Source organism: Corynebacterium sp. HMSC14H10 (genome assembly GCF_001807105.1).
Classification (GTDB): Bacteria; Actinomycetota; Actinomycetes; order Mycobacteriales; family Mycobacteriaceae; genus Corynebacterium; species Corynebacterium jeikeium_D.
The window spans coordinates 121870-147013 of the sequence record NZ_KV787425.1; the positions used below are offsets into that span (position 1 = coordinate 121870).

At 59.3% G+C, this 25144-nt stretch carries 24 protein-coding genes and 1 tRNA gene; 9 read left to right on the plus strand and 16 right to left on the minus strand.

All coding sequences use genetic code 11. The annotated features are described in order from the left end of the window. Positions 1 to 151: 151 nt before the first annotated feature. Positions 152 to 1588, minus strand: a complete 1437-nt coding sequence (locus tag HMPREF3135_RS05905) for an FtsX-like permease family protein (RefSeq protein WP_070438674.1) — start codon at positions 1586 to 1588, stop codon at positions 152 to 154. Next, positions 1585 to 2301: an ABC transporter ATP-binding protein gene (locus tag HMPREF3135_RS05910; RefSeq protein WP_042389415.1), complete on the minus strand. Its 717-nt coding sequence runs from the start codon at positions 2299 to 2301 to the stop codon at positions 1585 to 1587. Before HMPREF3135_RS05910 ends, HMPREF3135_RS05905 begins: the two co-directional genes overlap by 4 nt. Before the next feature lie 126 nt (positions 2302 to 2427). Here HMPREF3135_RS05910 and HMPREF3135_RS05915 point away from each other — a divergent pair, with 126 nt between their 5' ends. From HMPREF3135_RS05915 to HMPREF3135_RS05925, 3 genes are all read left to right on the plus strand, one after another. Next, the gene (locus tag HMPREF3135_RS05915) at positions 2428 to 3219 is read left to right on the plus strand and encodes a sensor histidine kinase (protein WP_083280624.1); all 792 of its coding nucleotides are present in this window, start codon (positions 2428 to 2430) and stop codon (positions 3217 to 3219) included. Further along, positions 3219 to 3932, plus strand: coding sequence for a response regulator transcription factor (locus HMPREF3135_RS05920; RefSeq protein ID WP_070438677.1), 714 nt, complete (start codon positions 3219 to 3221; stop codon positions 3930 to 3932). Before HMPREF3135_RS05915 ends, HMPREF3135_RS05920 begins: the two co-directional genes overlap by 1 nt. 121 nt (positions 3933 to 4053) lie before the next feature. Further along, the gene (locus tag HMPREF3135_RS05925; RefSeq protein WP_070438680.1) at positions 4054 to 5574 is read left to right on the plus strand and encodes an acetaldehyde dehydrogenase ExaC; all 1521 of its coding nucleotides are present in this window, start codon (positions 4054 to 4056) and stop codon (positions 5572 to 5574) included. Between the two features lie 184 nt (positions 5575 to 5758). Here the strand turns inward: HMPREF3135_RS05925 and HMPREF3135_RS05930 are convergent, their stop codons facing one another. Beyond that, the gene (locus tag HMPREF3135_RS05930) at positions 5759 to 6196 is read right to left on the minus strand and encodes a hypothetical protein (protein ID WP_049189609.1); all 438 of its coding nucleotides are present in this window, start codon (positions 6194 to 6196) and stop codon (positions 5759 to 5761) included. Between the two features lie 412 nt (positions 6197 to 6608). Between HMPREF3135_RS05930 and HMPREF3135_RS05935 the strand changes: the two genes are divergently transcribed. Further along, the gene (locus tag HMPREF3135_RS05935; protein ID WP_049189619.1) at positions 6609 to 6962 is read left to right on the plus strand and encodes a hypothetical protein; all 354 of its coding nucleotides are present in this window, start codon (positions 6609 to 6611) and stop codon (positions 6960 to 6962) included. A 763-nt stretch (positions 6963 to 7725) separates the two neighbouring features. Here the strand turns inward: HMPREF3135_RS05935 and HMPREF3135_RS05940 are convergent. Then, positions 7726 to 7797: transfer RNA gene (locus HMPREF3135_RS05940), tRNA-Asn, on the minus strand. A 338-nt stretch (positions 7798 to 8135) separates the two neighbouring features. Between HMPREF3135_RS05940 and HMPREF3135_RS05950 the strand changes: the two genes are divergently transcribed. Both HMPREF3135_RS05950 and HMPREF3135_RS05955 read left to right on the plus strand, forming a co-directional pair. After that, a complete protein-coding gene (locus HMPREF3135_RS05950) occupies positions 8136 to 9293 on the plus strand; it encodes an S-(hydroxymethyl)mycothiol dehydrogenase (protein WP_070438778.1) in 1158 nt (385 codons plus the stop codon). Beyond that, positions 9290 to 9922, plus strand: coding sequence for an MBL fold metallo-hydrolase (locus HMPREF3135_RS05955; RefSeq protein WP_048732678.1), 633 nt, complete (start codon positions 9290 to 9292; stop codon positions 9920 to 9922). The genes HMPREF3135_RS05950 and HMPREF3135_RS05955 overlap by 4 nt, the downstream gene beginning before the upstream one ends. A gap of 49 nt (positions 9923 to 9971) precedes the next feature. Here the strand turns inward: HMPREF3135_RS05955 and dnaG are convergent, their stop codons facing one another. Continuing rightward, on the minus strand, positions 9972 to 11903 hold the full coding sequence (gene dnaG, locus HMPREF3135_RS05960) for a DNA primase (protein ID WP_080971472.1): 1932 nt from the start codon (positions 11901 to 11903) through the stop codon (positions 9972 to 9974). A gap of 120 nt (positions 11904 to 12023) precedes the next feature. On the opposite strand from dnaG, the gene HMPREF3135_RS05965 reads away from it, so the two are divergent. Further along, positions 12024 to 12527 (plus strand): guanyl-specific ribonuclease, encoded by a 504-nt coding sequence (locus HMPREF3135_RS05965; protein ID WP_070438686.1) that lies wholly within the window; start codon positions 12024 to 12026, stop codon positions 12525 to 12527. Between the two features lie 4 nt (positions 12528 to 12531). Here HMPREF3135_RS05965 and HMPREF3135_RS05970 read toward each other — a convergent pair whose 3' ends face one another. Next, positions 12532 to 13824 carry a deoxyguanosinetriphosphate triphosphohydrolase gene (locus HMPREF3135_RS05970; protein ID WP_048732682.1) on the minus strand — a complete coding sequence of 431 codons (1293 nt, stop codon included), beginning with the start codon at positions 13822 to 13824 and terminating at the stop codon, positions 12532 to 12534. A gap of 28 nt (positions 13825 to 13852) precedes the next feature. On the opposite strand from HMPREF3135_RS05970, the gene HMPREF3135_RS05975 reads away from it, so the two are divergent. Then, complete coding sequence (locus HMPREF3135_RS05975) at positions 13853 to 15886, plus strand: TPM domain-containing protein (protein WP_246818314.1); 2034 nt, start codon at positions 13853 to 13855, stop codon at positions 15884 to 15886. A gap of 8 nt (positions 15887 to 15894) precedes the next feature. Here the strand turns inward: HMPREF3135_RS05975 and HMPREF3135_RS05980 are convergent, their stop codons facing one another. From HMPREF3135_RS05980 to HMPREF3135_RS05990, 3 genes are read right to left on the minus strand one after another with little or no spacing between them, the layout of a single operon-like run. Next, a complete protein-coding gene (locus HMPREF3135_RS05980) occupies positions 15895 to 16311 on the minus strand; it encodes a hypothetical protein (protein WP_070438691.1) in 417 nt (138 codons plus the stop codon). Further along, positions 16299 to 16868, minus strand: a complete 570-nt coding sequence (locus HMPREF3135_RS05985; RefSeq protein WP_016423109.1) for a hypothetical protein — start codon at positions 16866 to 16868, stop codon at positions 16299 to 16301. The genes HMPREF3135_RS05980 and HMPREF3135_RS05985 overlap by 13 nt, the downstream gene beginning before the upstream one ends. Continuing rightward, positions 16868 to 18253, minus strand: a complete 1386-nt coding sequence (locus HMPREF3135_RS05990) for a glycine--tRNA ligase (protein WP_049170727.1) — start codon at positions 18251 to 18253, stop codon at positions 16868 to 16870. The genes HMPREF3135_RS05985 and HMPREF3135_RS05990 overlap by 1 nt, the downstream gene beginning before the upstream one ends. Positions 18254 to 18443: 190 nt before the next feature. Here HMPREF3135_RS05990 and HMPREF3135_RS05995 point away from each other — a divergent pair, with 190 nt between their 5' ends. Then, positions 18444 to 18938: a Fur family transcriptional regulator gene (locus HMPREF3135_RS05995; protein WP_016423111.1), complete on the plus strand. Its 495-nt coding sequence runs from the start codon at positions 18444 to 18446 to the stop codon at positions 18936 to 18938. A gap of 37 nt (positions 18939 to 18975) precedes the next feature. On the opposite strand, the gene HMPREF3135_RS06000 is transcribed toward HMPREF3135_RS05995, so the two are convergent. Genes HMPREF3135_RS06000 through HMPREF3135_RS06030 form a run of 7 tightly spaced genes read right to left on the minus strand, consistent with a single transcriptional unit; the run spans position 18976 to position 25122 of the window. Beyond that, positions 18976 to 19695, minus strand: a complete 720-nt coding sequence (locus HMPREF3135_RS06000; protein WP_076772257.1) for an isoprenyl transferase — start codon at positions 19693 to 19695, stop codon at positions 18976 to 18978. 31 nt (positions 19696 to 19726) lie between these two features. Continuing rightward, positions 19727 to 20476 (minus strand): DNA repair protein RecO, encoded by a 750-nt coding sequence (gene recO, locus HMPREF3135_RS06005; protein ID WP_016423113.1) that lies wholly within the window; start codon positions 20474 to 20476, stop codon positions 19727 to 19729. Between the two features lie 4 nt (positions 20477 to 20480). Beyond that, entirely contained in the window at positions 20481 to 21422 is a 942-nt protein-coding gene (era, locus tag HMPREF3135_RS06010) for a GTPase Era (RefSeq protein ID WP_042389423.1), read from the minus strand. A 4-nt stretch (positions 21423 to 21426) separates the two neighbouring features. After that, the gene (locus HMPREF3135_RS06015) at positions 21427 to 22755 is read right to left on the minus strand and encodes a hemolysin family protein (protein ID WP_016423115.1); all 1329 of its coding nucleotides are present in this window, start codon (positions 22753 to 22755) and stop codon (positions 21427 to 21429) included. Next, positions 22752 to 23285 (minus strand): rRNA maturation RNase YbeY, encoded by a 534-nt coding sequence (gene ybeY / locus HMPREF3135_RS06020; protein ID WP_005511056.1) that lies wholly within the window; start codon positions 23283 to 23285, stop codon positions 22752 to 22754. Before ybeY ends, HMPREF3135_RS06015 begins: the two co-directional genes overlap by 4 nt. Before the next feature lie 16 nt (positions 23286 to 23301). Then, positions 23302 to 24330, minus strand: a complete 1029-nt coding sequence (locus tag HMPREF3135_RS06025) for a PhoH family protein (RefSeq protein WP_070438694.1) — start codon at positions 24328 to 24330, stop codon at positions 23302 to 23304. Positions 24331 to 24342: 12 nt separating this feature from the next. Continuing rightward, positions 24343 to 25122, minus strand: coding sequence for a 16S rRNA (uracil(1498)-N(3))-methyltransferase (locus HMPREF3135_RS06030; protein WP_049189612.1), 780 nt, complete (start codon positions 25120 to 25122; stop codon positions 24343 to 24345). Positions 25123 to 25144: the final 22 nt, after the last annotated feature.

The following is a 25144-nucleotide window of genomic DNA, read 5'->3' on the forward strand; positions in this document are numbered from 1 at the left end:
AGAGGTAGAAATTACGTGGTTGTGAGATGAATGCTTGGTTATCAGATGAACCACAGTTGGTTACAGGCTCTAATCCTCAAGTTGAACCCTAAGGAACTGGCCGAGCACCGAGCACCACTGCCCGGCCACTCCACTGCCCTTTTAATGGCGACTAGTCGTTATGGCGAATCTGTCGACCCAGCAACTTGTGGCGAAGCGGATCAACCGCCAAGGTCACAGCGCCAACTGATACAACTCCCACGAGGTACGCCAGCGCAACAACAAGTGAGCGTTGACCAAACGTGATTTCGTTCGCAATCGGGCCGAACATGGTGGCTCCCAACAGCGCACCCATAACAAAGCCGAAGATGCTGGTCGCAAGCATGGGAAAGAATGTCTGCTTGAAAGTGACCGTGCGGTGGAAGCTGATTGGCGTCCCGATGAAGTCCAGCGCCTTTGTCAGCGATGCCTCTTCATAGACGGCTGAGGCCTGAGTCAAAAGCGTTGACACCAGCAACAGAATGAAACCGATTACGAAAGTGATAGTCACACCGGTTGCAATATCGTGCGCGAATGTGACATCTGCAACCTCTTCAATCTTGTCTTCGCCAGGCACCATCATTGTGTAGCCAAGCAGCAGAGACAGGAAGGCCATGGAACTTACTCGACGCCACGATTCCTTAGCGTTAGTCGCGACTCGTCGCGTCGCCACAAAATCACTTGACGTACCGAAGAAGCTGGAGATGCGGGCAACAAGCTGGATAAAGAAAGGCGCCACCAGGCCAATTGCCCAGACCATCAGGTACATCATCGCTGCGACACCAAGCGTGGCAGTGACGGTTCCACCCGCGATATTGGAGTTGGCAATCACGTACAGGACGATCGCACCGATAACAACGGCCACAATCATGCGCCATGCCTTCATCGACTTGGGCACTTCCTTGCGGCTAACGCCGAGTGGTGAAATCATCACCCTTCGCAAACCGACCACAGCGGCAAAGAGTGCGAGTAGCACCACTGCTACCCAAACCAGCGGGTAGCCCCACCAGGGCAGCAACATGTCCCAGGTATCCAGGTAGTCATTGTCGAACTTGATTATCGCCCAGAATGGCGCAGTGGCCACCGACAACAACGTGCCCACCACAAGCCCAACAGCTGCCAATACGAGGGTTTCGATAATCACCATGCGCGTAATTGCCCCGTTGGAGAGACCAATTAAGCGCAGAGTTGCCAACCTCTGCTCACGTCCCGCAGCGCCAAGCACCGCCGACTGTGCCACGAGCGAAACCATTGCCGGAATCACAAAAACACAGGCCACGAGTGCCAACTGCAGGTACATCTCGCCCTGACCTTGATTCATGTAATCCTCGGGCGTTGGGTTCGGCGGCAACTGTGGCTCAGCCTGCCAACGGCGGTAAAACATCGCCGTGCCACCGACGACGACCAACGCCAACCAGGTACTCACGGTCATAGCTACCACGGACAGTGCGGACAACCAGCCGTTTCCCGAATGCGATTCACGCCCGGCGCGCTGCAGCCGCGTGCTCAAGTCCGCTAGTGCGCCGGTACGAATTCTCTGGGGTTTTGGTGCTTCAGTTACGGTGCTCACTTTGTAACCTCCGCTCCTGCCAGCATGCGGTCGTCGTGAATCAGGCCATCGCGGATCTCCACACGTCGACGACACCAGTCGGCCACCTTCACATCGTGCGTGACCATCACCAATGTCGTGCCAGTCTGCTCCACCAACGCGGTGAGCTGCTGCATGACCTCATGGCCTGTGGACTGGTCCAGCGCGCCAGTCGGCTCATCGGCGAAGATGACACCTGGCTCGCCGGCCATCGCGCGGGCAATTGCTACACGCTGTGCTTGGCCGCCGGACATCTGTCCTGGGCGACGGCGCGTTAGGTCTTCTAGGCCCAGGCGGCTGAGGACATCGTCGGCAAGCGCGAGTGACTTCGAGCGCTTCTTGCCCTGCAGAATCATTGGCAGAGCAACGTTTTCCCGGGCGGTCAGTTCGGGGAGGAGTTGGCCGTCTTGGAAGACGAAGCCGAAGTCGTGCAGGCGGAGGGCGGAGCGGTCGGCATCAGAAAGCGAATTAATCTTTGTGTCACCGAAGATGACGTCGCCGTCGTCCGGCAGCAACACGCCGGACATGCAGTGCAGCAGCGTGGACTTACCAGAACCTGACGGTCCCATGACTGCCACGGTTTCGCCGGGCTCAATGGTCAGCGAAATGCCGGTGAGAACGGGAGCTGAATTGTAGGACTTAGTGATGTCACGAATACAAAGTCGTGCGTTTCTTGGGCTGTTGTTGTCTGTCATGGCACTCATTTCACTCTCACGGAGGCGATTTCAACACCGTGCCCACTTTCCTTTTGCGGTAGTGCTAGGTCTACTATGCCGGAAATTAATTCCTCCGTAGACAGAGCTTTCGTACCATAGGAAACTATGGAGCTGAAGGATTATTTCCGCAAATATATCGGCGCGAACCGCCGCGAAAAAGCGCATAAACGCAGCTACGAGGAATCCGCCGCCGCTCGCATCGCCGAACTTACCGCTTCACGACGAACAATTGCCGAAGCCTTCGAGATTGAACGTCGCCGCATTGAAAATGACCTCCACGACGGAGCTCAGCAATACATTGTTGCAGCTTCAATGAAATTGGGACTTGCAGAATTGGAGGCATCCAATACTGGCAATGAGGAATTAATGCAGCTCCTCGCGGAAACTCGCGGCCATTTGGAGGATGGATTACGCGCTTTGCGGCGGACAGTCCACGGAATTCACCCGCAGGTGTTGCGCGATCGCGGTCTGCAAGCGGCTGTTGAAGAGATTGCTGAAGGATACGGCCCTCACGTTGTTGTGCACACTCCCTATCCCCTGCCTGAATTGGAAGAAAGTGTGCTCGCCGCGGCGTATTTTTTCTGTGCAGAAGTGCTGACTAATGCGGCGAAATATGCACCGAACGCTCCTGTTTCTGTGCTGCTCACCTCGGATCAAACACTGAATGTTTCAATTACGGACCAAGGCCCTGGCGGCGCAAAATTGGGGCGCGGTTTGCGGGGTATGAAAGAGCGTCTAGCCACTTTCGACGGTGCGATGACCATGCACTCTCCCGAAGGTGGGCCAACGCAGGTAATAGCCAGAATTCCTTTGATGTTGAACCGCTGGGAATCAGGTATTGGAGAAATAGAAGGCATGGATATGGAAAGCGTGGAGAAGAAAGGTGCGGCGAAATAATGAAAATTGTCATTGCGGATGACTCGGCACTCCTGCGGGAAGGAGTCGCGGGGCTCGTCGAAAAGCGCGGACATGAAGTGATTGCGATGGTCGACACTGCGCACGGTCTGGTGGCGGACATCGATGACCGGTTTGACGACTCGGGCGAGCTGCCAGACCTGGTGATTACCGATGTGCGCATGCCTCCGAAGATGAGTGACGACGGCCTGCGGGCCGCAGTGGAACTGCGCGAGCGTTATCCGCAGCTGAATGTCATGGTGCTGTCGCAGTATGTGGCGCCGGCGTATGCGCGTGAGTTGTTCTCGCCGGGAGGTGCTGGGGTTGGTACTGGGGCCGGCTCAAGTGGCAGCAGCTCGAGTGGCGGGACCGGGTATCTGCTCAAAGACCGCGTTGGCCAGGTGCTGGACTTCTTGGGTTTGCTCGAGGTCGTCGCAGGTGGTGGCGTGGTGATTGACCCTGATGTGGCGACGGCATTGATGCAGTCCGGCAAATCGGGGCTAGCCAGTTTAACGGCGCGCGAACGCGAAGTGCTCGAGCTGATGGCACGCGGCAAGTCCAATAAGCAGATTGCCGATGACCTCGTGCTTTCCGGGGCGGCGGTGGCGAAACACGTGTCCAACATCTTTATGAAGCTGCATCTGGAGCCCGGCGAGGAAAACCGCCGTGTGCGGGCAATTTTGGAATTTCTCACGGCGACGTCGGGGCAGATTTAGGGTCGGCAGCAATCGTATCTCTCGCAAAAGCGATGAAAAAATAAGTGTTGATTATGACACGAGTCACAATTTAAAGTTGGCTCATACGTTTGTTGTTTCCCTATAGAAAGGACGTGTCTACATGACTGTTTACGCCGACCCCGGCACCCCCGATGCAATCTTCACGTACAAGGAGCAGTACGAAAATTTCATCGATGGTAAGTGGACACCTCCAGTAAACGGGCAATACATGGACAACTCCACCCCGGTTACGGGCGAGGTTTTCTGCCGGGTTCCGCGGTCTAACGAGAAAGACATTGAGCTCGCTCTCGACGCCGCGCACAAGGCGAAGGACTCCTGGGCCTCGGTTCCTGTGGCCGAGCGGGCGCTGATCCTCCACCGCATCGCGGACCGTCTGGAGGAAAACCTTGAGAAGATTGCCGTCGCCGAGACCTGGGAGAACGGCAAGGCCATTCGCGAGACCCTCGCCGCTGACATCCCGCTCGCAATCGACCACTTCCGCTACTTCGCCGGGGCCACCCGCACGCAGGAGGGGCGCATCTCACAGATTGACGACAACACGGTCGCCTACCACTTCCACGAGCCACTCGGCGTCGTCGGCCAGATTATCCCGTGGAACTTCCCCCTCCTGATGGCCGCATGGAAGATCGCCCCGGCCCTCGCCGCCGGCAACTGCATCGTGCTCAAGCCAGCAGAGCAGACCCCCGCGTCGATTCTCATGCTCACCGAGATTATCGCCGATTTGCTTCCGGACGGCGTTCTCAACATCGTCAATGGCCTCGGCACCGAGGCCGGTGCTGCGCTGACCGCAAGCGACCGGATCTCCAAAATTGCGTTCACCGGATCGACTGCCGTGGGCCAGCTAATCAACAAGGCAGTGTCCGACAAGATTATTCCGATCACGCTGGAGCTCGGCGGCAAGTCCCCGTCCATCTTCTTCCCCGACGTCATGGACGCCGACGATGCGTTCCGCGAGAAGTGCATTGAGGGCCTGGCCATGTTCGCGTTGAACCAGGGCGAGGTCTGCACCTGCCCGTCGCGAGCCCTGGTCCACGAAGACATCGCTGATGAGTTCCTGAAGCTCGCGGTCGAGCGCGTTAAGCAGATTAAGACCGGCAACCCGCTGGATACGTCGGTACAGATGGGCGCCCAGGCCTCCCAGGAGCAGCTGGACAAAATCTCCGGCTACTTGGAGTCCGGGCCGAAGGAGGGCGCGGAGGTTCTCACCGGCGGCAACGTCGCCAAGCTCGAAGGGCTGGAGGGAGGCTACTACGTCGAGCCGACAATCTTTAGGGGCAACAACTCGATGCGTTTCTTCCGCGAGGAGATTTTCGGCCCGGTCCTGGCCGTGACAACCTTCAAGACTCTGGATGAGGCTCTCGAGATTGCCAACGACACTATCTACGGTCTTGGCGCCGGCGTGTGGAGCCGCAACCAGAATAACGCCTACCGCGCTGCCCGCGGCATCCAGGCTGGCCGTGTGTGGGTGAATAACTACCACAGCTACCCTGCTCACGCAGCCTTCGGCGGTTACAAGCAGTCCGGTATCGGCCGCGAGAATCACTTGATGATGCTCGAGCACTACCAGGAGACCAAGTGCATGCTCGTCTCTTACGACGAGAACCCGACTGGCCTGTTCTAAGAATCCGCCCACTTGGGGCTAGGCGGTTTGTCGATTCCGATTCACGTCCGATGAAGGTGTCGACAACTGCCTCTGCCCCCCGAAAAAACGCCCTCCGCACCCGGCAGGTTGCAATGGTCGGCCTTAACCGGACGCACCAGGCGCTGGCGACTCCAAATTTAGAGGCCTAGCTCACGGCCGCCAGCTAGGTCTCTCTTTCTTTCTTCGCTTTCCGGCGCCACCTACACACCCGTTTAATCGTGGCACTGGCGGCCCATCCGCCGATAAATAGTAGCGGGATGTAGAAGAACACGACATAGGCGACGACCAGGCCGTCCTGGCCATCGGGCGGCGTGGTGAGAAATAGGAATGCCAAATCGCCAAGCGCAGCAATTCCTGCGCCGGTAGCTGCTGCGACAATGCTCCGCGCGCTGGTCATCCCCCGGACCGACGAACGATCACCGGCAAAAACAGCTATTGCTCCGACCAGCATTACTGAGACCAGCATGGACACGATCCACGACGCAATTCCTTCGTCGTAGGCGAGATTGGGCTCCGGCAAGATTAGCCCACCCAAAACACTCCACGCGACCGCGGCGAAAAAGGACGCCAGCAAGGGGCGGGTTATATTGTCGAGCCTCATGCGTCCCAGGTTACGTGAGAGAACCTGCAGCGTGACCGACTCTCTCCCCCTCCAACGGAGAATCGAGTTACGCTCACAGGCGCAAAACCCTCCGAGCATAGAGTGGGTTAAGTAGCAAAACTGACAACCCGAAAATTTACGGGCTGCAAATGTGAAACTGTGCGAGCTTATGACACTTTCAAGCCATTTTTCGGGCCATTTTTGACATAAACGCAGTCAGTAACTCAGATCGACCCAACGTCACCAGTCATAAACGTGGTCAGTAACTCGCATTGGGACTAAATGGAAAAGGTGCCCACCGACGACACACCGACCAGACACGCTTTTCTTTACTTACCCCCATATTTCGGTTCACGAAGATACCTACGCGCTGGAGAAGCTGGCCGAGGTCAAGTCAGCGTGCAACCTCACCATGATTCTGACTCCTGGTAACCACGATCAGATTCACCCCAAGTTCCAGCCTGCGGTGCAGATGGAATGGATGGGCGCCTACCAGAACGTCTTTGACCTCATCAGCCTGAATCTCCAGATTAAACAGGGCAAGAAGGCCTATCTCGTCAACCACTACCCCGCGCTGATGGATCGGACCGCGTCCAAGAATGCCGTCCGCTGGGCTCCGCACGCTAATCGTTGGACCGGCATCGTTCACGGTCACACGCATTCGTCCGTGACGCTCATGCCTGGCCACGTCAACGTCGCGCCCGAAGCCCACGACCTGCAGATTATCCACAGTTCGACACTCTGGGACCTCCTAGATCAGGTCTAACCTTTAGCTTTACGACGGTCCCCGCGCCCCAGCCCAACCGCGCCACCTGCGGCTTCGGCTGGGGAACTCATAGCGCCCACGTCTCTAAGTACTCAGGTACTGGCTAGCTCGGGCAGCTTTGTGCCCCCCCAAAAAAAAGTGCTCCATCGCCTCCTATGCGCCTGTCCATTTATGGCTTAACTGTCCGCCTATGGCCCAAAAGTGACCTGTTGCGCCAATGTGTACATATGGTCGCGTATACAGAGCCAAACGTTACTGTCGAGCCATACGTCATCTTCGAGCCATACGTGGCGTGCTGCCGCGATGCCGTGATGGCTCCTCTTCACTTGTCATTGCGCTATTGGGATTCTAGAACCCCCGCATAAGTGGCGAGTAAGTGGCAAGCTTTCGGCTCCAGCGCTCTGGCCCAAGACTCCAGCGACTTGTGGCCAAGGTATTCACCTATCGATGCGCTGGAGCGTGGCCATAAGTGAATACCTCATCGACATGTGAGAGACCCAGCCAATACCGTGCGCATAAGTGCCGAAAAACCATCGACAAGTCACCGACACCATCGACAAGACCCCGAAACTTGGCCATAAGTGGCGGAATAGAAAATAGACCGCTCACTCCCACGGCCCAACCCCTCAATAACCAGCCGGGGCGCGTCGGGGAAAGACACGAATTTTGTCCTTTGGCCCGAATATTTAATGATTGTTTTAGTGGATTAACACTGCGAATAAAAAACCAGGCCAGAGAAAAACTCCCTGACCTGGCCTAATTGCTCCTCCAGCTGGACTCGAACCAGCAACCCTTCGATTAACAGTCGAATGCTCTGCCATTGAGCTATGGAGGAATACTCACCGCCAAGAACCAGCTAACCCATACTTCGGCCACGCCGTTCCTTGCGACGGATAGATACTTTACCCAGACCCCCTGAAACTCACAAATCGCCAGGTCAAAGGTTAATTTAGGCATCTCATACCCATCGGCCATGACATTGTTGTGAGTTCTTGAAACCACACAATCCGTGCAATCCACATGATCCACACAATCCACACAATCCGTGCAATCCGTGCAATCCACACAATCCGTGCAATCCACGCAATCTCACACAGCCCAACGAAGCCCCCAGCAGTACTGAAAACGCTTTCCATCATGCACTTTTCATACCGCGTTCATACGATGGGGCTTATGTCTGAACAAACCAACGGAACCGAAAACACCGAGCAAACCGCACGCGTTGTTCGCGGCGTTATCGCACACGAAAAAGGCGCACCTGTAGAACTTACTGATATCCACATCCCGTCCCCGGGCCCGAACGATGTCATTGTTGACATCCAGGCCTGCGGCGTCTGCCATACAGACCTGGCTTACCGCGACGGCGATATCACCGACGAGTACCCGTTCTTCCTCGGCCACGAGGCCGCAGGCGTGGTCTCCGAGATTGGCGAAGAGGTCACGCATGTTGCCGTCGGCGATTTCGTTGTCCTCAATTGGCGCGCCGTCTGTGGCGAGTGCCGCGCCTGCAAGCGCGGTGAGCCACAGTACTGCTTTAGCACTTTCAACGCCTCCAAGCCCATGACGCTTGCCGACGGCACCGTCCTCACCCCAGCACTTGGAATCGGCGCTTTTGCGGATGCCACCCTCGTCCACGAGGGCCAGTGCACCAAGGTCGATTCGGCAGCCGATCCGGCCGTTGCCGGCCTGCTTGGCTGCGGCGTCATGGCCGGCATCGGTGCGGCTATTAACACCGGCGAGGTCAAGCGCGGTGAATCGGTAGCCGTCATCGGCTGCGGTGGCGTTGGTACGGCCGCTATCGCCGGTGCCAAGCTGGCCGGCGCTAGCAAGATTATTGCCATCGACATCTCAGACGAGAAGCTGGATACCGCCCGCGAATTCGGCGCGACCGAGACCATTAACTCTGCGGAGCTGGCCAAGAGCGATAAGGGCACCGGGGAAGAGGATTCCGTCGTTAAGCGAGTGCGTGAGCTGACCGACGGTTTCGGTGCTGATGGCGTGATTGATGCGGTCGGCCGTCCGGAAACCTACAAGCAGGCGTTCTACGCCCGTGACCTGGCTGGACGCGTTGTTCTGGTCGGCGTTCCGGCGCCGACAATGGAGCTGGATATCCCGCTGGCGGATGTGTTTAGCCGCGGTGGTGCGTTGAAGTCGTCCTGGTACGGCGACTGCCTGCCAGAGCGCGACTTCCCGATGCTGGTGGATCTGTCGTTGCAGAACCGCCTGCCACTAGAGGGCTTCGTGACGGAGCGCATTGGCATTGAGGATGTTGATGAGGCCTTCGAAACTATGAAGGCCGGTAAGGTACTGCGATCGGTGGTGACGCTGTGAACAAGGATTTGAGGGTTGACCACGTTCTCACGTCGGGCACGTTCTCGCTCGATGGTGGCACGTGGGACGTAGACAACAACGTATGGGTGCTCGGCGATGACCGTGAGGTCATTGTCATCGACGCGGCGCATGAGGCGCAGCCGATTATCGATGCGGTGGATGGCCGCAAGGTAAAGGCCATCGTGTGCACCCACGCACACAACGACCACATCACTGTGGCCCCTGAACTGCAGGAGAAGCTCGACGCTCCCCTGCTCGTCCACCCGGGCGACCAGATGCTGTGGGAGCAGTCCTGGCCGGATCTGGCGCACGAGGATCTCGCGCATGGTCAGCGCCTGGAGATTGCGGGCACGGAGGTTGTCATTATTAACACTCCGGGCCACTCCCCTGGCTCGTGCTGCCTGTACGTACCGGAGGCCGCGGAGCTGTTCTCTGGTGACACGCTGTTTTCCGGCGGTCCGGGGGCGACCGGTCGGTCCTACTCGGATTTCGACACGATCATTAACTCCATCCGCGACAACCTGTTGACTCTGCCTGCGGAAACGACTGTCCGCACGGGTCATGGCGACCACACGACGATTGGCCGCGAGGCTCCGCACTTGGAAGAGTGGATTCGCCGCGGCTACTAGTCGCTAGCCGCTGACGGGTGGCTGGCGCCTAGAAACCGCTAGCCACTAGCTACTCAAACACGACCTTGACCGCCTCTGCTTGCAGTTCGCGGCGGTACTGCTCCATCGCGAGCAGGTCCGCGAACAGCGAGTTGTAGGCGGTTTCGTCGTCTGAGGGGCGCATTCGTGAGAGCATCGCCTTCAGCTGTGCAATTTGGTCACCGACCCACACCTCCTGCAACCGCGCCAGAATCGCCTGCGCATACGGGCGCAGCGTCTCTGCATCGACGGCGATTTGCTCCACGCCCAGCTCAGTCACGAGATGCTTGACGACGTCCTCCCGCGCCTGATCCATAATTGCGGTCGCCCAACTATGTGGCTGTGTGGCCGCTTCCCCGCAGGCACCACCTGCAGCCATGATGGCATCGAATACCGCCCGGTAGGTCGGATGCCCAAAGGTCTCGGGTGCGAGCGCATCGAATACCGGGCCGGTGGTGGCGGGCTCTTGAATTGCCAGCTTAAGGGCCTCACGCTGCGCATAGAGCACAGGGTCCCGCGGATTTGGATACGGCAGTGCCGGGTTGCGCCGGCGCCGCGCTTCCTCCGCCTCTTCACGGGCACGGGCCTCTTCTTGGCGACGCTGGTAGGGGGTGCGCTTTTCATTCTGTGGCCGACTGGCCTCCTCGCGGACGCGCTGCACCAGCTCGGCCTCATCATTCCAGCCGATCCAGCCGGCAACTTCGCGGGCATACTCATCGCGCAGCGCCGCGTCCTTGAGCTGGGCCAGGACAGGCACCACTCGGCGCAGCCCGGAGACCCTGCCATTAGCGGTGGTCAGGTCATAGTCGGCCAGAAGTGTGCGGAGGACAAATTCGATCAATGGCCGTCGTGAAGCAACGAGATCGCGCACTGCGGCCTCGCCCTTCTTCTGGCGCAGATCGCACGGATCCATGCCGTCCGGCGCGACCGCGACGTAGGACTGGCCGGTGAAGTTCTGCTCCCCCTCGAAGGCGCGCATGGCGGCCTTCTGTCCTGCCTCGTCGCCGTCGAAGGTGTAGATGAGTTCGCCGCGGAAGAAGTTGTCGTCGAGCATGAGACGGCGCAGCAGCTGGAGGTGTTCCTCGCCGAAAGCGGTACCGCAGGACGCGACGGCCGTGGTCACGCCTGAGGCGTGCATGGCCATGACGTCAGTGTAGCCCTCCACGATTACAGCCTGATGACCAGTGGCAATGTCCTTCTTTGCCAGATCCAAGCCGAAAAGGACCTTGGACTTCTTGTACAGCATGGTCTCGGGCGTGTTCATGTACTTGCCCAGATTGTCATCGTCGAAAAGCTTGCGGGCACCAAAACCGATGACATCGCCGGACATATTGCGGATCGGCCACATGAGACGACGGTGAAAACGATCGATCGGCCCCATGCGCCCCATCTTGGAAAGACCCGCCTTGTCCAACTCCTCGAAGCTAAAGCCCAGGCGCTGCAGGTGCTTGGTTAGAGTGTCCCAGCCGGCCGGCGAGTAGCCACAGCCGAACTGGGCCGCGTGCTCGGCGGTGAAGCCGCGGTTTTCCAGAAACTCGCGCGCGGGCGCTGCCGCTGGAGTGGAGAACTGTTCGCGGTAGAACTTCTGTGCCTCGCGGTTTGCGGCGATGAGACGCTGGCGAGTTCCCGGTTCCTCGCGACGGCCCGTGCCGCCGCCCTCATAGTTAATGTGGAAGCCAATTTTCTCCGCACAGGCTTCGACAGCCTCCGGGAAAGACAGGTGTTCCATCTCCATGAGGAAGCTGAATACATCACCGCCCTTGCCGGTGGAAAAGCAGTGGTAGTAGCCATGATTGGGGCGTACGTGGAACGACGGCGTGCGCTCGTCTTTAAAAGGCGAAAGCCCTTTCAGAGAATCCGCGCCAGCCGGTTTGAGGTTCACGTATTCTGCAACGATCTCCTCAATCGGAGTCCGTTCGCGGATTGCCGCGATATCGGAGTCCGGAATTCTTCCCCTAGCCATGAAAATAACCTTACCCAAACCGTCCAATCGACTCCGCCGTAGAGGTTTCGCATGCCGACGAGCCGCCCGCGCCCAACCCAAAAACGTGCCGGCGGCGACAGATATGGAAAGATACTAGCCATGGCTGAGTGGAAGAAGATTGCGAGCGGTGTAGGCGCTGCCGCCCTGGTGCTGGCTGGTAGTTATTTCGGGCTCGATGGCGGAGACCAGAACTCTACGGCATCCGAGAACTCACAGGGGTCGCAGGATTCCACTGCCTCCAGCGCGAAACCAGGCCCTAAACCTGGCCCCAACTTGGGCAGCAACAAGGCCGGCACAAAGGGTGCCACCTGCGCAGTAGATACCCTGCCGCAGGAGGCCGACGATGTTATCGACCGCATCCTGACCGACCAGGACCACATCTATTCGCAGCACGACGGCAAGCACTTCGGCAACTACGAGGGACGCCTGCCGAAGGAGCGCGGTGACTACTACCGCGAATACACCGTGACCACCCCGGGCAATTCCAGCCGCGGTGCACGCCGCATCGTTGTCGGCGGCGGTTCCGAAAACGATCCGGATGTCTGGTACTACACCGACGACCACTACGAGAGCTTCTGCGAAATTCCTGACGCGGAGGAGTAGACAACTATCCCCACGCCGCGGCCACACCAGCAATCTGGCGATCAAGCCGCTCTACACGCGACTCCGTCATTGACGCTAGCTGATCAACAATCACCCGCAGCCGCGCTTGGTCACTCTCCGCGCGGGAATAGAGCCACTGGAACATCGGATCAAGCGTTCCCGGAGCACCCTCCTGCAGATACTCGGCCACCCGGAAAAGGCGATCGCGCTCACGCTCCTGACGGCGAATATGACGCGGAAGATCCATCACATACAGCACGGCGATGGTCTTCAGCATGGTGACCTCGGCCAGAATCGAGCTGGGCACGGCGAGGTCCGCGTCGTAACGCCCGAGCGGAAGCGTCGACCCGGAGGCAGCACGCGTACCCGCGACGGAAGCAGTGACAAAACGGCCGACCAGCTCCGAGGTCATCCGTTTCAGCGCGACCAGCGAGCGCAGCGAACCATCATAGGACGCCGCAGCTGATACCACCGGCAAGCTGGCAAGACGCCCGGCAGCCTCGACGAGCTCCGCTGGATCGCCACCAAATGCGGCAGCGCCCTTGTCAGCGAGTGCGGCCAGTTCCACCGTGTCCCACAGAACACCCAGGTCAACGCGGCCAGAGACGATGCCATCCTCGACATCGTGGACGGAATAGGCGACATCGTCAGACCAGTCCATGATCTGCGCCTCAAGACACTGCTTGCCGTGCGGAACGCCCTGGCGAATCCACTGCAGAATTGCGGCATCTTCCTGGTAGGCCCCGTACTTGTGGCGGAGCTGACCATCGGGACCGATTGGCGTCCACGGGTACTTACAAGCCGCATCGAGCGCCGCCCGAGTGAGATTGAGTCCGCAGGGCTCACCTGTACCATCGAGCACCTTCGGCTCGAGGCGAGTGAGAATACGCAGCGTCTGCGCGTTGCCCTCAAACCCGCCGCACCCAGCGGCAATCTCGTTGAGGGCGCGCTCGCCGTTGTGGCCATACGGCGGATGCCCGATGTCATGGGTCAGGCCGGCCAGCTCTGCGAGATCCTCATCTGCACCCAACTCGCTGGCGATTCCGCGGGAAATCTGCGCGACCTCCAGCGAGTGAGTCAGGCGTGTGCGGGGAGTATCGCCCTCCCCTGGCCCCACAACCTGGGTTTTGTCAGCCAGCCTGCGCAGCGCTGCGGAGTGCAGGACGCGGGCGCGATCTCGTGCAAACGCCGCCCGGTGGGTTTCCAAGGACTGCACCCCGGGCAGCAATGACTGCTTCGGAGACTCCTCGACAATACGAGCGAGTTCAAAAGATGAATACGAAAATTTACCGGCCACGTAATTATTGTTACGTATCCTTGTAGATATGTCTGACAGGAATCGCGTGTTTCGCCCCCTTTACCTTGCCGCATCGGGTGCTTTTCTCGGCCTGAGCATGCCGCTAATTACTGCCGCACTACCGGCACAGCCACCGGTTCACGCACCTGCTTCGCTGCTGGCACTCGCGCCGTCAGCATCCCTGGCGCACGCCGAGGCACCGGCGGATGTGTCGGGCGAGGTGGCTGATCTCGCAGGTGTGCTGAGCGGCGGCGATGAAGCTCGTCTGAAGGAGCAGATTCAGCAGCTCAAGACAGAGAAGCGACTCCTGTTCTCGGTGTTTTACATCAAGAGCTTCGACGGCATTCAGGGCGAACAGTGGGCGCAGCAGGCCTGGGAGCACCTCGGAGCTGCCGACAACCGCGGTGTCCTGGTCGTCGCCGTGGAAGACCGAAACCTCGGCGCTTTCGTCGGAGACTCCTTCCCCCGCAACGCGGAGGCCATCAACAGAGCAGCTCAAGGGCAGTTGTTAGAGGATGACAACTGGGCAGCTGCGGGTGAAGCTGCCATCGCCGAGGCAGGCGGTGGCAGCGGCTCCGCCGGTGGGTGGGCACTCGGCGCCGGCCTCGGTGGTGCCGCCGTTGTCGGTGGCGCCACCTGGGCCGTGGGCCGCCGCAATAAGAAGAAGCGCGATGAGGAGGAGATCGCTCGTGGCCGCAACATCGACCCCAAGGATGTCTCTTCGCTGGACTCGCTGAGCACCAGCTCGCTCGATGTTCTTGCGCACGATGAGATTGTCAGTACCGATGAGTCCATTCGCAAGGCCAACACCGAGCTCGACCTCGCCCGCGCTGAGTTCGGCACCGAACGCATCCGCAGCTTCGACAACGCACTGAAGCACTCTCAGTCCACGCTCGAGCGTGCGTTTGCACTTCGCCAACAGCTTGACGACGGCTCCGTGTCCGACGAAATCGAGCGCCGCAGTGTCCTGCTGGAGATTATCTCCACCTGTGGTGTTGCGGATGACCAGCTCGACGGCGAGGCCGCAAACTTCCAGAAACTCCGCCAGGAGTTGATGAATGCTGAAGCGACGATTTCGAAGCTCACTCAGCGAAGTGTCGAGCTGCGTTCACGTATGCCGCGTGCCGGCGAAATTCTCGATGGTCTGCGCGCACGTTACGAAGAGCAGATGCTCAGCTCTGTGACCGACAATATCGACATGGCCACGGAGCACCTGAATCAGGCTGACCAGTCAATGTCTGAGGCCCGCCGCATCGCGGACCTACCTGCCGGTGAGCAAGGTGGTCTGATTGATGCGCTGTCGGCCACCGACTTTGCGCTCACACAGGCAGAGAGTCTTCTGGAGGCCATTGAACACGCCGATAGCGATATTCACGCTGCAGTCGCTGGACTGGCTTCCCTTATCGCCGAGGTCCGCGGTGAAATCGATGAGGCCTCGCACCTGATGTCGGCACCGCAAGGCGCCAACATCAACCGCGAGCGTCTCAATGCGGCCATCGAAGCAGGCCGTGAAGCACTCGGTGTGGCAGCCAATAAGTCCGAAGTGGATCCACTGAGTTCCTGGACCGCACTGACCGATGCCGATGAGCTACTCGACGAAGCCCTCGACTCCGCTCGAGACAAGGCCGCGTCGTTCGCCCGCGCTACCGCTACTTTGCAGCACAGCATGCAGGATGCCGACAATCACATTCGCGCCGCGGCTGACTTAATTGCTACCCGCCGCCGTGTGGTTGGCGCTGAGGCTCGCACTCGCCTCGCGGAGGCGCAGCGTGCTTACGGCTCTGCTCAGGGCTTGGCCAACGACGATCCGCGAAAGGCGTTGGCCTACGCACGTCGTGCGCGCAAGCTCGCGGCTGAGGCCGCTGACTTGGCCCGCCGTGACATCCGCCGCTACCAGGATCAGCGCCGCGGTGGCGGCAGCAACGGATCGATGGTCGCCGGCATGGTGCTGGGAAGCATGCTCAGCAACAACAGCGGCTTTGGTGGCAGCATCGGTGGCTTCGGCGGTTTCGGCGGAGGTTCGAGCCGACCAGGCGGCTCCGGCAGCACAATGGGCTTCTAGATTCCCGCCTAAATTCGCATCTGGCGTGGTCCATCCACAGACCACGTCGCCAGAGCGGCGGCAATCAGCCAGTCTTCGAAACTCCCCCGGAAGTCTCCTTTCTGGGCATAGACACCAAATACCCCTCGGCCTAGACTGTCCTCTCTGACGATTCGGGCGAGCTCATAGCCTGGCCGCTCGATGTCGAAGACCGTGCGAATTCCCCGTCCTTCTCTGTTTAGGACGAAAGAATCCCCCTCATCCGGATTCGTCATCACTAGCGCGTTCGTGCTAAAAAAGCGGGCTTTCACCTGCCAGCCACGCCCTTGTGGCGAGGTGATCCAGAAAGCACTAAAGACCCCGTCCTGACAGCTCCAGCCGTCGGACAGGGCCTTTTGGTTCTCGTCGTAAACGACGCCGTCTGCAATAGTTGCTACACGATCCACACCCAAATCATATAGGCAATCAGCAAGAGCAAGCAGACAGTGAGAATCCAGGTAGAGGAAACCATGCGGGACTCCAGCACTCGACGAGCACTGTAGACCAGGAAGATCTTCTCCTCTTCCGGCAGCGCACGGCCCTCATCGGTGTCGAACTGCACCTCTGCGTGGCGCACGCCACGGGACGCACCGGTAAACTGACCCCACTTCTCGCCGGTCTTCGCATTCTCGATGACGTAGTTCGTCGATCCCTCGCACACCAGCTTGCCTTCAGGACGATCCGGCCCAAAGGTCACTGAAAGCTGCTTGGCTCGCGAAATCTTGTCACGGTCAGCAGCAACGGTCGAGAACACGCGGCCGTTGGGAAGCGTGGCGGAAACACGGTGATTAGCAGAGGCATCAATGACCCACTCCCCTTCCGGGGTGTTGAGGCGATCGCCCTGCTCATCACGGATGTACGTGCCGACTTCGGTGCTTTCCTTCAGAATCGGCCAGGTTTGCTCGGATTTTTCCCGAGAGCCGTCGCCGAGACTATAGGATTCCCAAAAAACTTCTTCGGCCATTAGCAGCCCACCAGGCGAGCTGCGAGGTAGCCTTCCAGCTCGTCAATCTTGACGCGCTCCTGCTCCATGGTGTCGCGGTCACGGACGGTCACAGCGTTGTCCTCGAGAGTATCGAAGTCAACGGTGACACAGAACGGAGTACCGATCTCATCCTGGCGACGGTAACGACGGCCGATAGCACCGGAGGTGTCGTAATCGACGGCCCAGTACTGGCGCAGCTTGTCCGCGACAGCCTCAGCGGTCGGAGTCAGGGTGTCCTTCTTCGACAGCGGCAGAACAGCAACCTTAACCGGCGACAGACGCGGGTCTAGCTTCAGCACGGTACGGGTGTCGGTGCCGCCCTTTGCGTTCGGCACCTCTTCCTCGGTGTAGGCATCACACAGGAAGGCCATCAGGGCGCGGGTCAGACCGAAGGACGGCTCAATGACGTACGGAACGTACTTTTCGCCGGTGACCTGGTCGTGGTAACGCAGGTCTTCCTTGGAGTGCTCGATGTGGCAGCCGAGGTCGTAGTCCGTACGGTTGGCGACACCCATCAGCTCGCCCCACTCGTTGCCCTGGAAGTGGAAGCGGTACTCGAAGTCAATCGTGCGTGCAGAGTAGTGAGCGCGCTCGTCCTTCGGAACGTCGAACTGACGCATGTTCTCCGGGTTAACGCCCAGGTCAATGAACCAGTTCCAGCAGGCGTCGACCCACTCATCGAACTTCTCTTCCGCCTGGTCCGGTGCGACGAAGTACTCGATCTCCATCTGTTCGAACTCGCGGGTACGGAAGATGAAGTTACCCGGGGTGATCTCGTTGCGGAATGCCTTACCGGTCTGGCCGATACCGAACGGTGGCTTCAGGCGAGCCGTGGTCATAACGTTCTTGAAGTTGACGAAGATACCCTGAGCGGTCTCCGGGCGCATGTAGTGCAGGCCCTGCTCATTGTCGACCGGGCCGAGGAAGGTCTTCATCAGACCGGAGAACATCTGCGGCTCGGTCCAGTTGCCCGGCTGACCGGTCTCCGGGTCCGGAACGTCTGCCAAACCATTGGCCGGCGGGTGACCGTGCTTGGCCTCGTAGGCCTCCAGCAGGTGGTCAGCGCGGTAGCGCTTGTGGGTGTGCAGGGACTCCACCAGCGGGTCGGTGAAGGTAGCGACGTGGCCGGAAGCTTCCCAGACCTGGCGCGGCAGGATAATGGAGGAATCCAGGCCGACGACATCCTTACGGCCGGTGACGAAGGTCTTCCACCACTGGCGCTTGATGTTTTCCTTCAGCTCCACACCCAGGGGACCGTAATCCCATGCCGAGCGGGTACCGCCGTAAATTTCACCACACGGGTAAACGAACCCCCTGCGCTTACACAGGTTGGCGACGGTATCGACAACTGACTTAGGTGCCACGGTCTAGACCACTCCTTATAAATGGCTTCGCATCGCACACCACACGCCTTTTCCGGGCACACAATTCAGCCCGTTCCGTGCGGCGAACGACATAATGAAAAGCAAAATGTACTGACCCCAACAGGCCAGTTAAAAGTTCCCCTATACTCTAGCGCATCTTGTCCAACCGATACCGGGTAGTGTCGGTTACATGGCTGGCGAAGATATGCACGAAGTTAGTTCTGGCGAAAACCCACGTGGTACGGGCTCCCCCGCTAGCACCGGGGCACACGCCTCCGCGCGGCCGGCCGCAACCCGCATCGGCCAGCGCAGTACTCGCCAACGCCGCGCCGTCGTGTCGATTATGAGTGAGGCCCCTAATTTTCGCTCCGCTGCTGACATTCATAAGTCGCTGACGGAACGTGGGGACAAGGTCGGCTTGACGACGGTCTATCGGACGCTCCAGTCCCTTGCAGAAATGGACATTGTCGATGTTCTGCACAATGCCTCCGGAGAGGCTCTCTACCGGCTGTGCGGTGACCACCACCATCATCACCTGGTCTGCACCGATTGCGGCAGCACCGTTGAAGTCGCCGGCGGCCCTGTCGAGCAGTGGGCTCACAGCCTGGCGGAGGAGCACGGTTTTAATCTAACCGGGCACACTGCTGAGGTCTTCGGCCTGTGCAGGGACTGCCAGAAGAAGTAGCCCGGGCTCCCTCCCCCCCCTCAAAAAAATACCGGCTCTAGGCCTTGCCGAACCTACGGTCGCGCTTGGCGTACTCCACCACTGCGGCGCGCATGTCATCCCGACCGAAATCCGGGAAAAGCTTGTCCTGATAGACCATCTCCGCATAGGCGGACTGCCAGATTAAGAAGTTGGACGTGCGCTGCTCGCCCGATGGACGCAGGAACAGATCAACATCCGGCATAGTCGGCTCATCCAGGAACTGTGCGAAAGACTTCTCGGTCAAGTCATATTCGCTGAGCTCCCCCGCTGCTGCCTGACGAGCAATCTCTCTAGCAGCATCAACAATTTCAGCGCGACCACCGTAGTTGACGCACATATACAGAGTTAGCGCGTCATTGTCCTTCGTCTGTTCCTCGGCAATCTCAAGTTCCTTAATCACCGAGCGCCACAGTCGCGGACGACGCCCTGCCCAACGCACGCGAACGTTCTTCGAATCCAGCTCATCACGACGTCGACGCAGCACATCGCGATTAAAGCCCATGAGGAATCGGACCTCATCGACCGAACGACGCCAATTCTCAGTGGAAAATGCGTAGGCCGACAGGTGCTTGACGCCCATCTCCAAACAAGCATCGACGCACTCCATCAGCACGGCCTCGCCACGCTTGTGCCCTTCGGTGCGTTTGAGCCCACGCTGTTCGGCCCATCTACCATTGCCGTCCATCACGAGCGCGATGTGATTGGGCACGAATTGCTGCGGTACAGGAGGATTCAACACGCTTCCTATTGTGCCCCACCGCTACTGTTTACTGCCAAAAAGCATCCACATGTTCCAGCGCCGGCACCCGGCGGCCCAGGTAGTACTGCAGGTACTTCGCCGTTAGGGTACGCGCCGTCGCCATCCGTCCCTCGAATTCGCTTGACGACGTATCGATGCCCGCCCATTGCTCATGAGCAAGCTGCCACATCAGATGCAGAACCTCGGTCGGCGGAGTATCTGCACCCGGTGGCCTGCAGTTGGTGCACACTGCTCCACCTAATGCGGGAGAAAACGCATGATGAGGCCCGGCTTTGCCGCAGCCTGCGCATTCAAAGAGGCTTGGCTGCCAACCTGCCTGCGCCATTGCTCGCAGGATGTAGGAGGTCAGCAACAAATCGGGGCGATGGCGACCGGCCGCAACGTCGTCGAGCGATTGGGTGGTGAGATCCCACAATTCGGGAGCCGGCACTTGCTCCTCGCCGACAATGCGTTCGGCGACGTCCAGGACTGCACACGCACAGGTGTAGCGCGCATAGTCGTCGACAAGCGGTGCTGCCCACGTGCGCACGGTATCTGCGCCTGCGATAGTGGACAGTCCTCGGCGTGGGTAGATGTTGACATCCACGTCGACGAATGGTGAGAGGCGGGAGCCGAAGCGGCTCTTCGCGCGGCGCACGCCTTTGGCGACACCGCGGACTAGGCCGTGGTCGCGGGTGAAAAGGACGATGATGCGGTCGGCTTCGCCGAGGTCGTAGCGGCGTACGACCAGCGCACGGTCGCGATACGGCTCGACCAACTTTTTAGAATCCCAACTTGCCCAGCTGCTTCGGGTCCGACTGCCAGTCCTTCAGCACCTTCACGCGCAGGTCGAGGTAAACATTCTGACCGAGCAGCGCAATGAGTTCCTTACGAGCCTTGTGAATGGTGGTGCCCATGCGTCGACCGTCGCGCCCCATGAGGATGGACTTCTGCCCCGAACGCTCGACATAGATAACGGCGTGGACATCCAGGACGCCTTCGCGATCCTGGTTCGGCAGCACCTCATCAATCTGGACTGCCACGGAATGCGGCAACTCATCGCGCAGACCGCCGAGGGCCGCCTCGCGAATGAGCTCCGCCATCCGGGTGTGCAGATCCTCATCGGTGATGTGCCCCTTCGGGTACAGGCGCGGTCCCTCCGGCAACTGGGAAGCCATGACATCAATCAGCGTGTTGATGTTCTCGCCGGACTTCGACGAAAGTGGCACCAGCTCGGCATCCGGACCGAGCAACTCCTGCAGCTCGATCAGGCGCTCAATAATGGTGTCGCGCGAGACCTTATCCACCTTGGACACAATGCCCATGATGTTCTTGCAACCTTTGGAGACGTTCTCGTAAATCCAGCGGTCACCGGGGCCAATTTTCTCGTCGGCAGGCACGACCATCGCGACCAAGTCCACATCGGAGTAGGTCTCCTGAACCATGTCATTCAGGCGCTCACCGAGCAGCGTGCGTGGCTTGTGCAGACCTGGCGTATCCACGACAACAATCTGACAGTTCTCGCGGTGGACTACACCTCGGACTGGATGACGCGTGGTTTCCGGCTGGTTAGCGGTAATAGCGATCTTCTCGCCCACCAGGGAATTGGTCAGCGTGGACTTACCGGTATTCGGACGCCCCACAATGGAAACGAACCCAGAGCGAAAGCCCTCCGGCGCGCTGTAATCATCAGCATCTCCGCCAAGTCCAGCATTGGCCAGCATGTCATCAAGATTGCCCATCAGTATCTTCTTCCTCGGAGTAAAACTCCGCAGTCGGCTCCACCACCACAGTGCGTACTCGCATACGACCACGACGGTCACGCGAGCCCTCGGCGGTAAACTTCAGTCCTGCATATTCTACGTACGAACCGGGCAGTGGCACACGTCCAAGCTCATATGCCAACAGACCGGAGACCGTATCCACCTCATCGGTGACCTCGTCATCGAAGACGAGTTGGCGCCCGTGGGCTTCGTCGTAAAGCTCTATGAGCTCGCCCAAGCTGAGGCGCGCCTGCACGCGGTAGGAGGCATCCCCCAGTGGTTCGATGGGGGCCTGCTCGGCCTCGTCGTATTCGTCGGCGATCTCACCGACAATCTCCTCGAGGATGTCCTCAATAGAGATAAGGCCGGCGACCGATCCGTATTCATCGATGAGGATGGCGATGTGATTGCGGGTGCGCTGCATTTCATCGAGCAGGTCATCCAGTGGCTTGGAATCGGGCACAAAAACGCAGTCACGCATGACCTCGGAGACGCGAACACCGCGGCCGCCATCAGTACGCGAGTACGTCTGCTGGACAATGTCCTTCAAGTAAATGACGCCGACGATGTCCTCAACGCTCTCGCCAATCACCGGCAGTCGCGAGTGACCCGACTTCACGCATAGGGCCACTGCCTGACCACAGTGCTTATCCGCCTCAATCCACACCATCTCTGGGCGCGGAACCATAACAACGCGTGCCGACGTTTCCGCGAGATCGAACACAGACTGAATCATGCGGCGCTCATCGTGCTCCACAATGCCGCGCTCCTGGGCGATATCGACCATCTCGCGCAACTCGACTTCAGTGGCGAACGGGCCATCGCGGAAGCCACCACCAGGGGTGATGATGTTGCCGAACCAAATCAGCAACTTTTCCAGTGGCCCCAACACCTTGGCCATAAAACTCAGAACGACCGCGGTGGCGAGGGAAATCGAGTACGGATTCTTCCGACCCATCGTGCGGGAAAACACCCCGAGGACCAGGAAGGTGAACAGAGCCAACAACACCACTGCAGCCACAATGGCCCAGCGCTCCGGCTCGAAAAGCTTAAGACAAACTGCCGCAAGCGTCACTGCACCGATTGACTCGCACAGCGTACGCAAAATCACCAGCACATTGACGTGCCGAGCGCGATTTTCTACGACCTTGAGAAGCGCATTAGCACCCGCGACCTCGTCACGCTGCAGCTCAGCCACGCGTGCACGGGAAATGCCTGCGACCGCAGTTTCGACTGTGTTAAGTCCGCCAGCGCAGATCATCGCCACAACGGCGACAATTATCAAAGTGATCATCGCTCGTTAGAACGTTCCGGGAACGCATTGGGGTTAATCGGTTTTTCGGAAAAACTGACACCACGACGATCGATGTCGTCGTACCAGTCCGCCAACAGACCATTCTGCAGGGAGAACATCTGGCGCTCTTCCTCAGCAGTGACGTGGTCATAGCCCAACAGGTGCAGCACACCATGCACGGTGAGCAGCACCAGCTCGTGGCTCAGAGGGTGGCCTGCGCGCTCAGCCTGGCCCGCAGCGAACTCGGGGCACAACACGATGTCGCCAAGCATGGCAGGTCCTGGGCTGGCAGCATCGGGGCGACCAGAGCCGGGAGTGAGCTCATCCATCGGGAAGCTCATCACATCCGTCGGCCCCGGCAGGTCCAGCCAGCGCACGTGGAGATCTTCAATCGTCTTCAAGTCGACAATGTGAATGCTCAGCTCAGCTGCCGGATGCACGTCCAGGCGACCCAACGCATAACGGGCAACGTCGATAAGCGATTCTTCATTGACGCCCTGACCGGACTCGTTGAAAACTTCAATGCTCATGTAATTTCAGCGTCCTTTATCGCTTGGTGGCGGACTGTCGCTTGGGTGAGGACTCGGCGCCCTGCGCAATGCCCTCGTTATAGGCATCGTAGTCATCGTAGGCCTCGACAATTGCGGTGACCAAGGGGTTTCGCACCACATCGGCCGCGGCCAACGCCGGAAACGCGATTCCCGGCACGCCACGCAACACCTCACGGGCAACTGCCAGACCGGACTTCTGCCCACGGGGCAGGTCAACCTGGCTGGCATCACCTGTGATGACCATCTTCGATCCGAAGCCCAAACGCGTGAGGAACATCTTCATCTGTGCTGGAGTGGTGTTCTGCGCCTCATCGAGAATGATGAACGCATTGTTCAAGGTGCGACCACGCATATAAGCCAGTGGTGCAACCTCCACTACCCCGGTTTCCATCAGCTTTGGAATTAGCTCCGGTTCAAGCATCTCGCGCATCGCATCGTGCAGCGGGCGCAGGTAGGGGTCAATCTTCTCGTGCAAAGTACCCGGCAAAAAGCCCAGGTTCTCCCCGGCCTCCACCGCCGGACGAGTCAGAATAATGCGCTCAACCTGCTTATCCTTCAGTGCGGCAACAGCCTTTGCCATAGCCAAGAAGGTCTTGCCCGTACCGGCGGGGCCGATACCGAAAACAACGTTATAGCGGTCGATGGCATCGACATAGTTCTTCTGCCCCTCGGTCTTCGGACGCACGGTCTTGCCGCGGTGCGTCACAATTCCGCCACCGAGCACCTCACTGGCGGACTTTTCACCGCGATCGACGATGCCCACCGCGTGCCGCACTGATTCCGGGGAGAGCTCATGGCCACGACGGGCCATTGCCTCAAGCTCCTTGAACGCGCGGACAGCCAACGAAACATCCGCCGGAGCACCCTTGATTGTCACAACTCCGCCGCGGACATGAATATCCGCTGCCAGCAGAGATTCCAGCAGACGTAGGTTCTGATCCGCGTGACCGACCACAATCGGCGCGAGATTATCATCGAGCTCGACGACGGCCGTGGTACGAGCAGTTACTGAATATTTTGTCATTATGCGTCTATCCTACTGACCACTCTTGGGCGTGCCGCCCCACCGCTTCGTCAGCGGGCCCAGCGCACTGAGAGCAGCAGCTCCAGCCAGGGCGCTACGGAGAACCGTCGGGCCGAGCACCACCGAACTCGCGCCGGCGGCGCGGAAGGCCTCGAGTTCCTCGGGGCTCACTCCCCCTTCTGGGCCGACGATGAAAAGAACCTTGTCAGCGTTTGCTGTTTGTGCGGCGAAGTCCACGAATGGAGTTGTTTCCTCCTCGTGCAAAACTGCTGCCGCACCACCTGCTGACGTAGTTTCCCGGATGAGTTGCTCGATATCAGCGGAGCTATGCAGATCTGCAACCGGCGGAATCCATGCACGGCGAGACTGCTTCGCTGCCTCGCGTGCAGCCGACTGCCACTTTGCGCGCGCCTTGGTGACCTTTGCTGCACCCTGCCAACGGGCCACACAGTTCACTGCCGCCCACGGGATAATCTCGTCAACCCCAGCCTCGGTCATCAAGTCAACAGCGAGCTCGGCACGATCCGACTTCGGCAACGCCTGCACTACCGTGACGTGCGGCGTTGGACGTGCACGCTTCTCGGCAGCGATTACGCGGACGTGAACCTCGCGCGGGTCAACATGCATAAGCTGTGCCCGCACCACCATGTCCGCGCCATTGGCCAGGAGAATCTCCGAGCCTTCCTTCAACCTGCGAACGCTGATGTGCTTTGCCTCAGGCCCGAGGATCCGAATGATTTCCTCCGGGTGCGGCAGCTCGGCGAAATCACCGAGGAATACGGGCAAACTCATGCGTGCTTCACACTCACTGTGG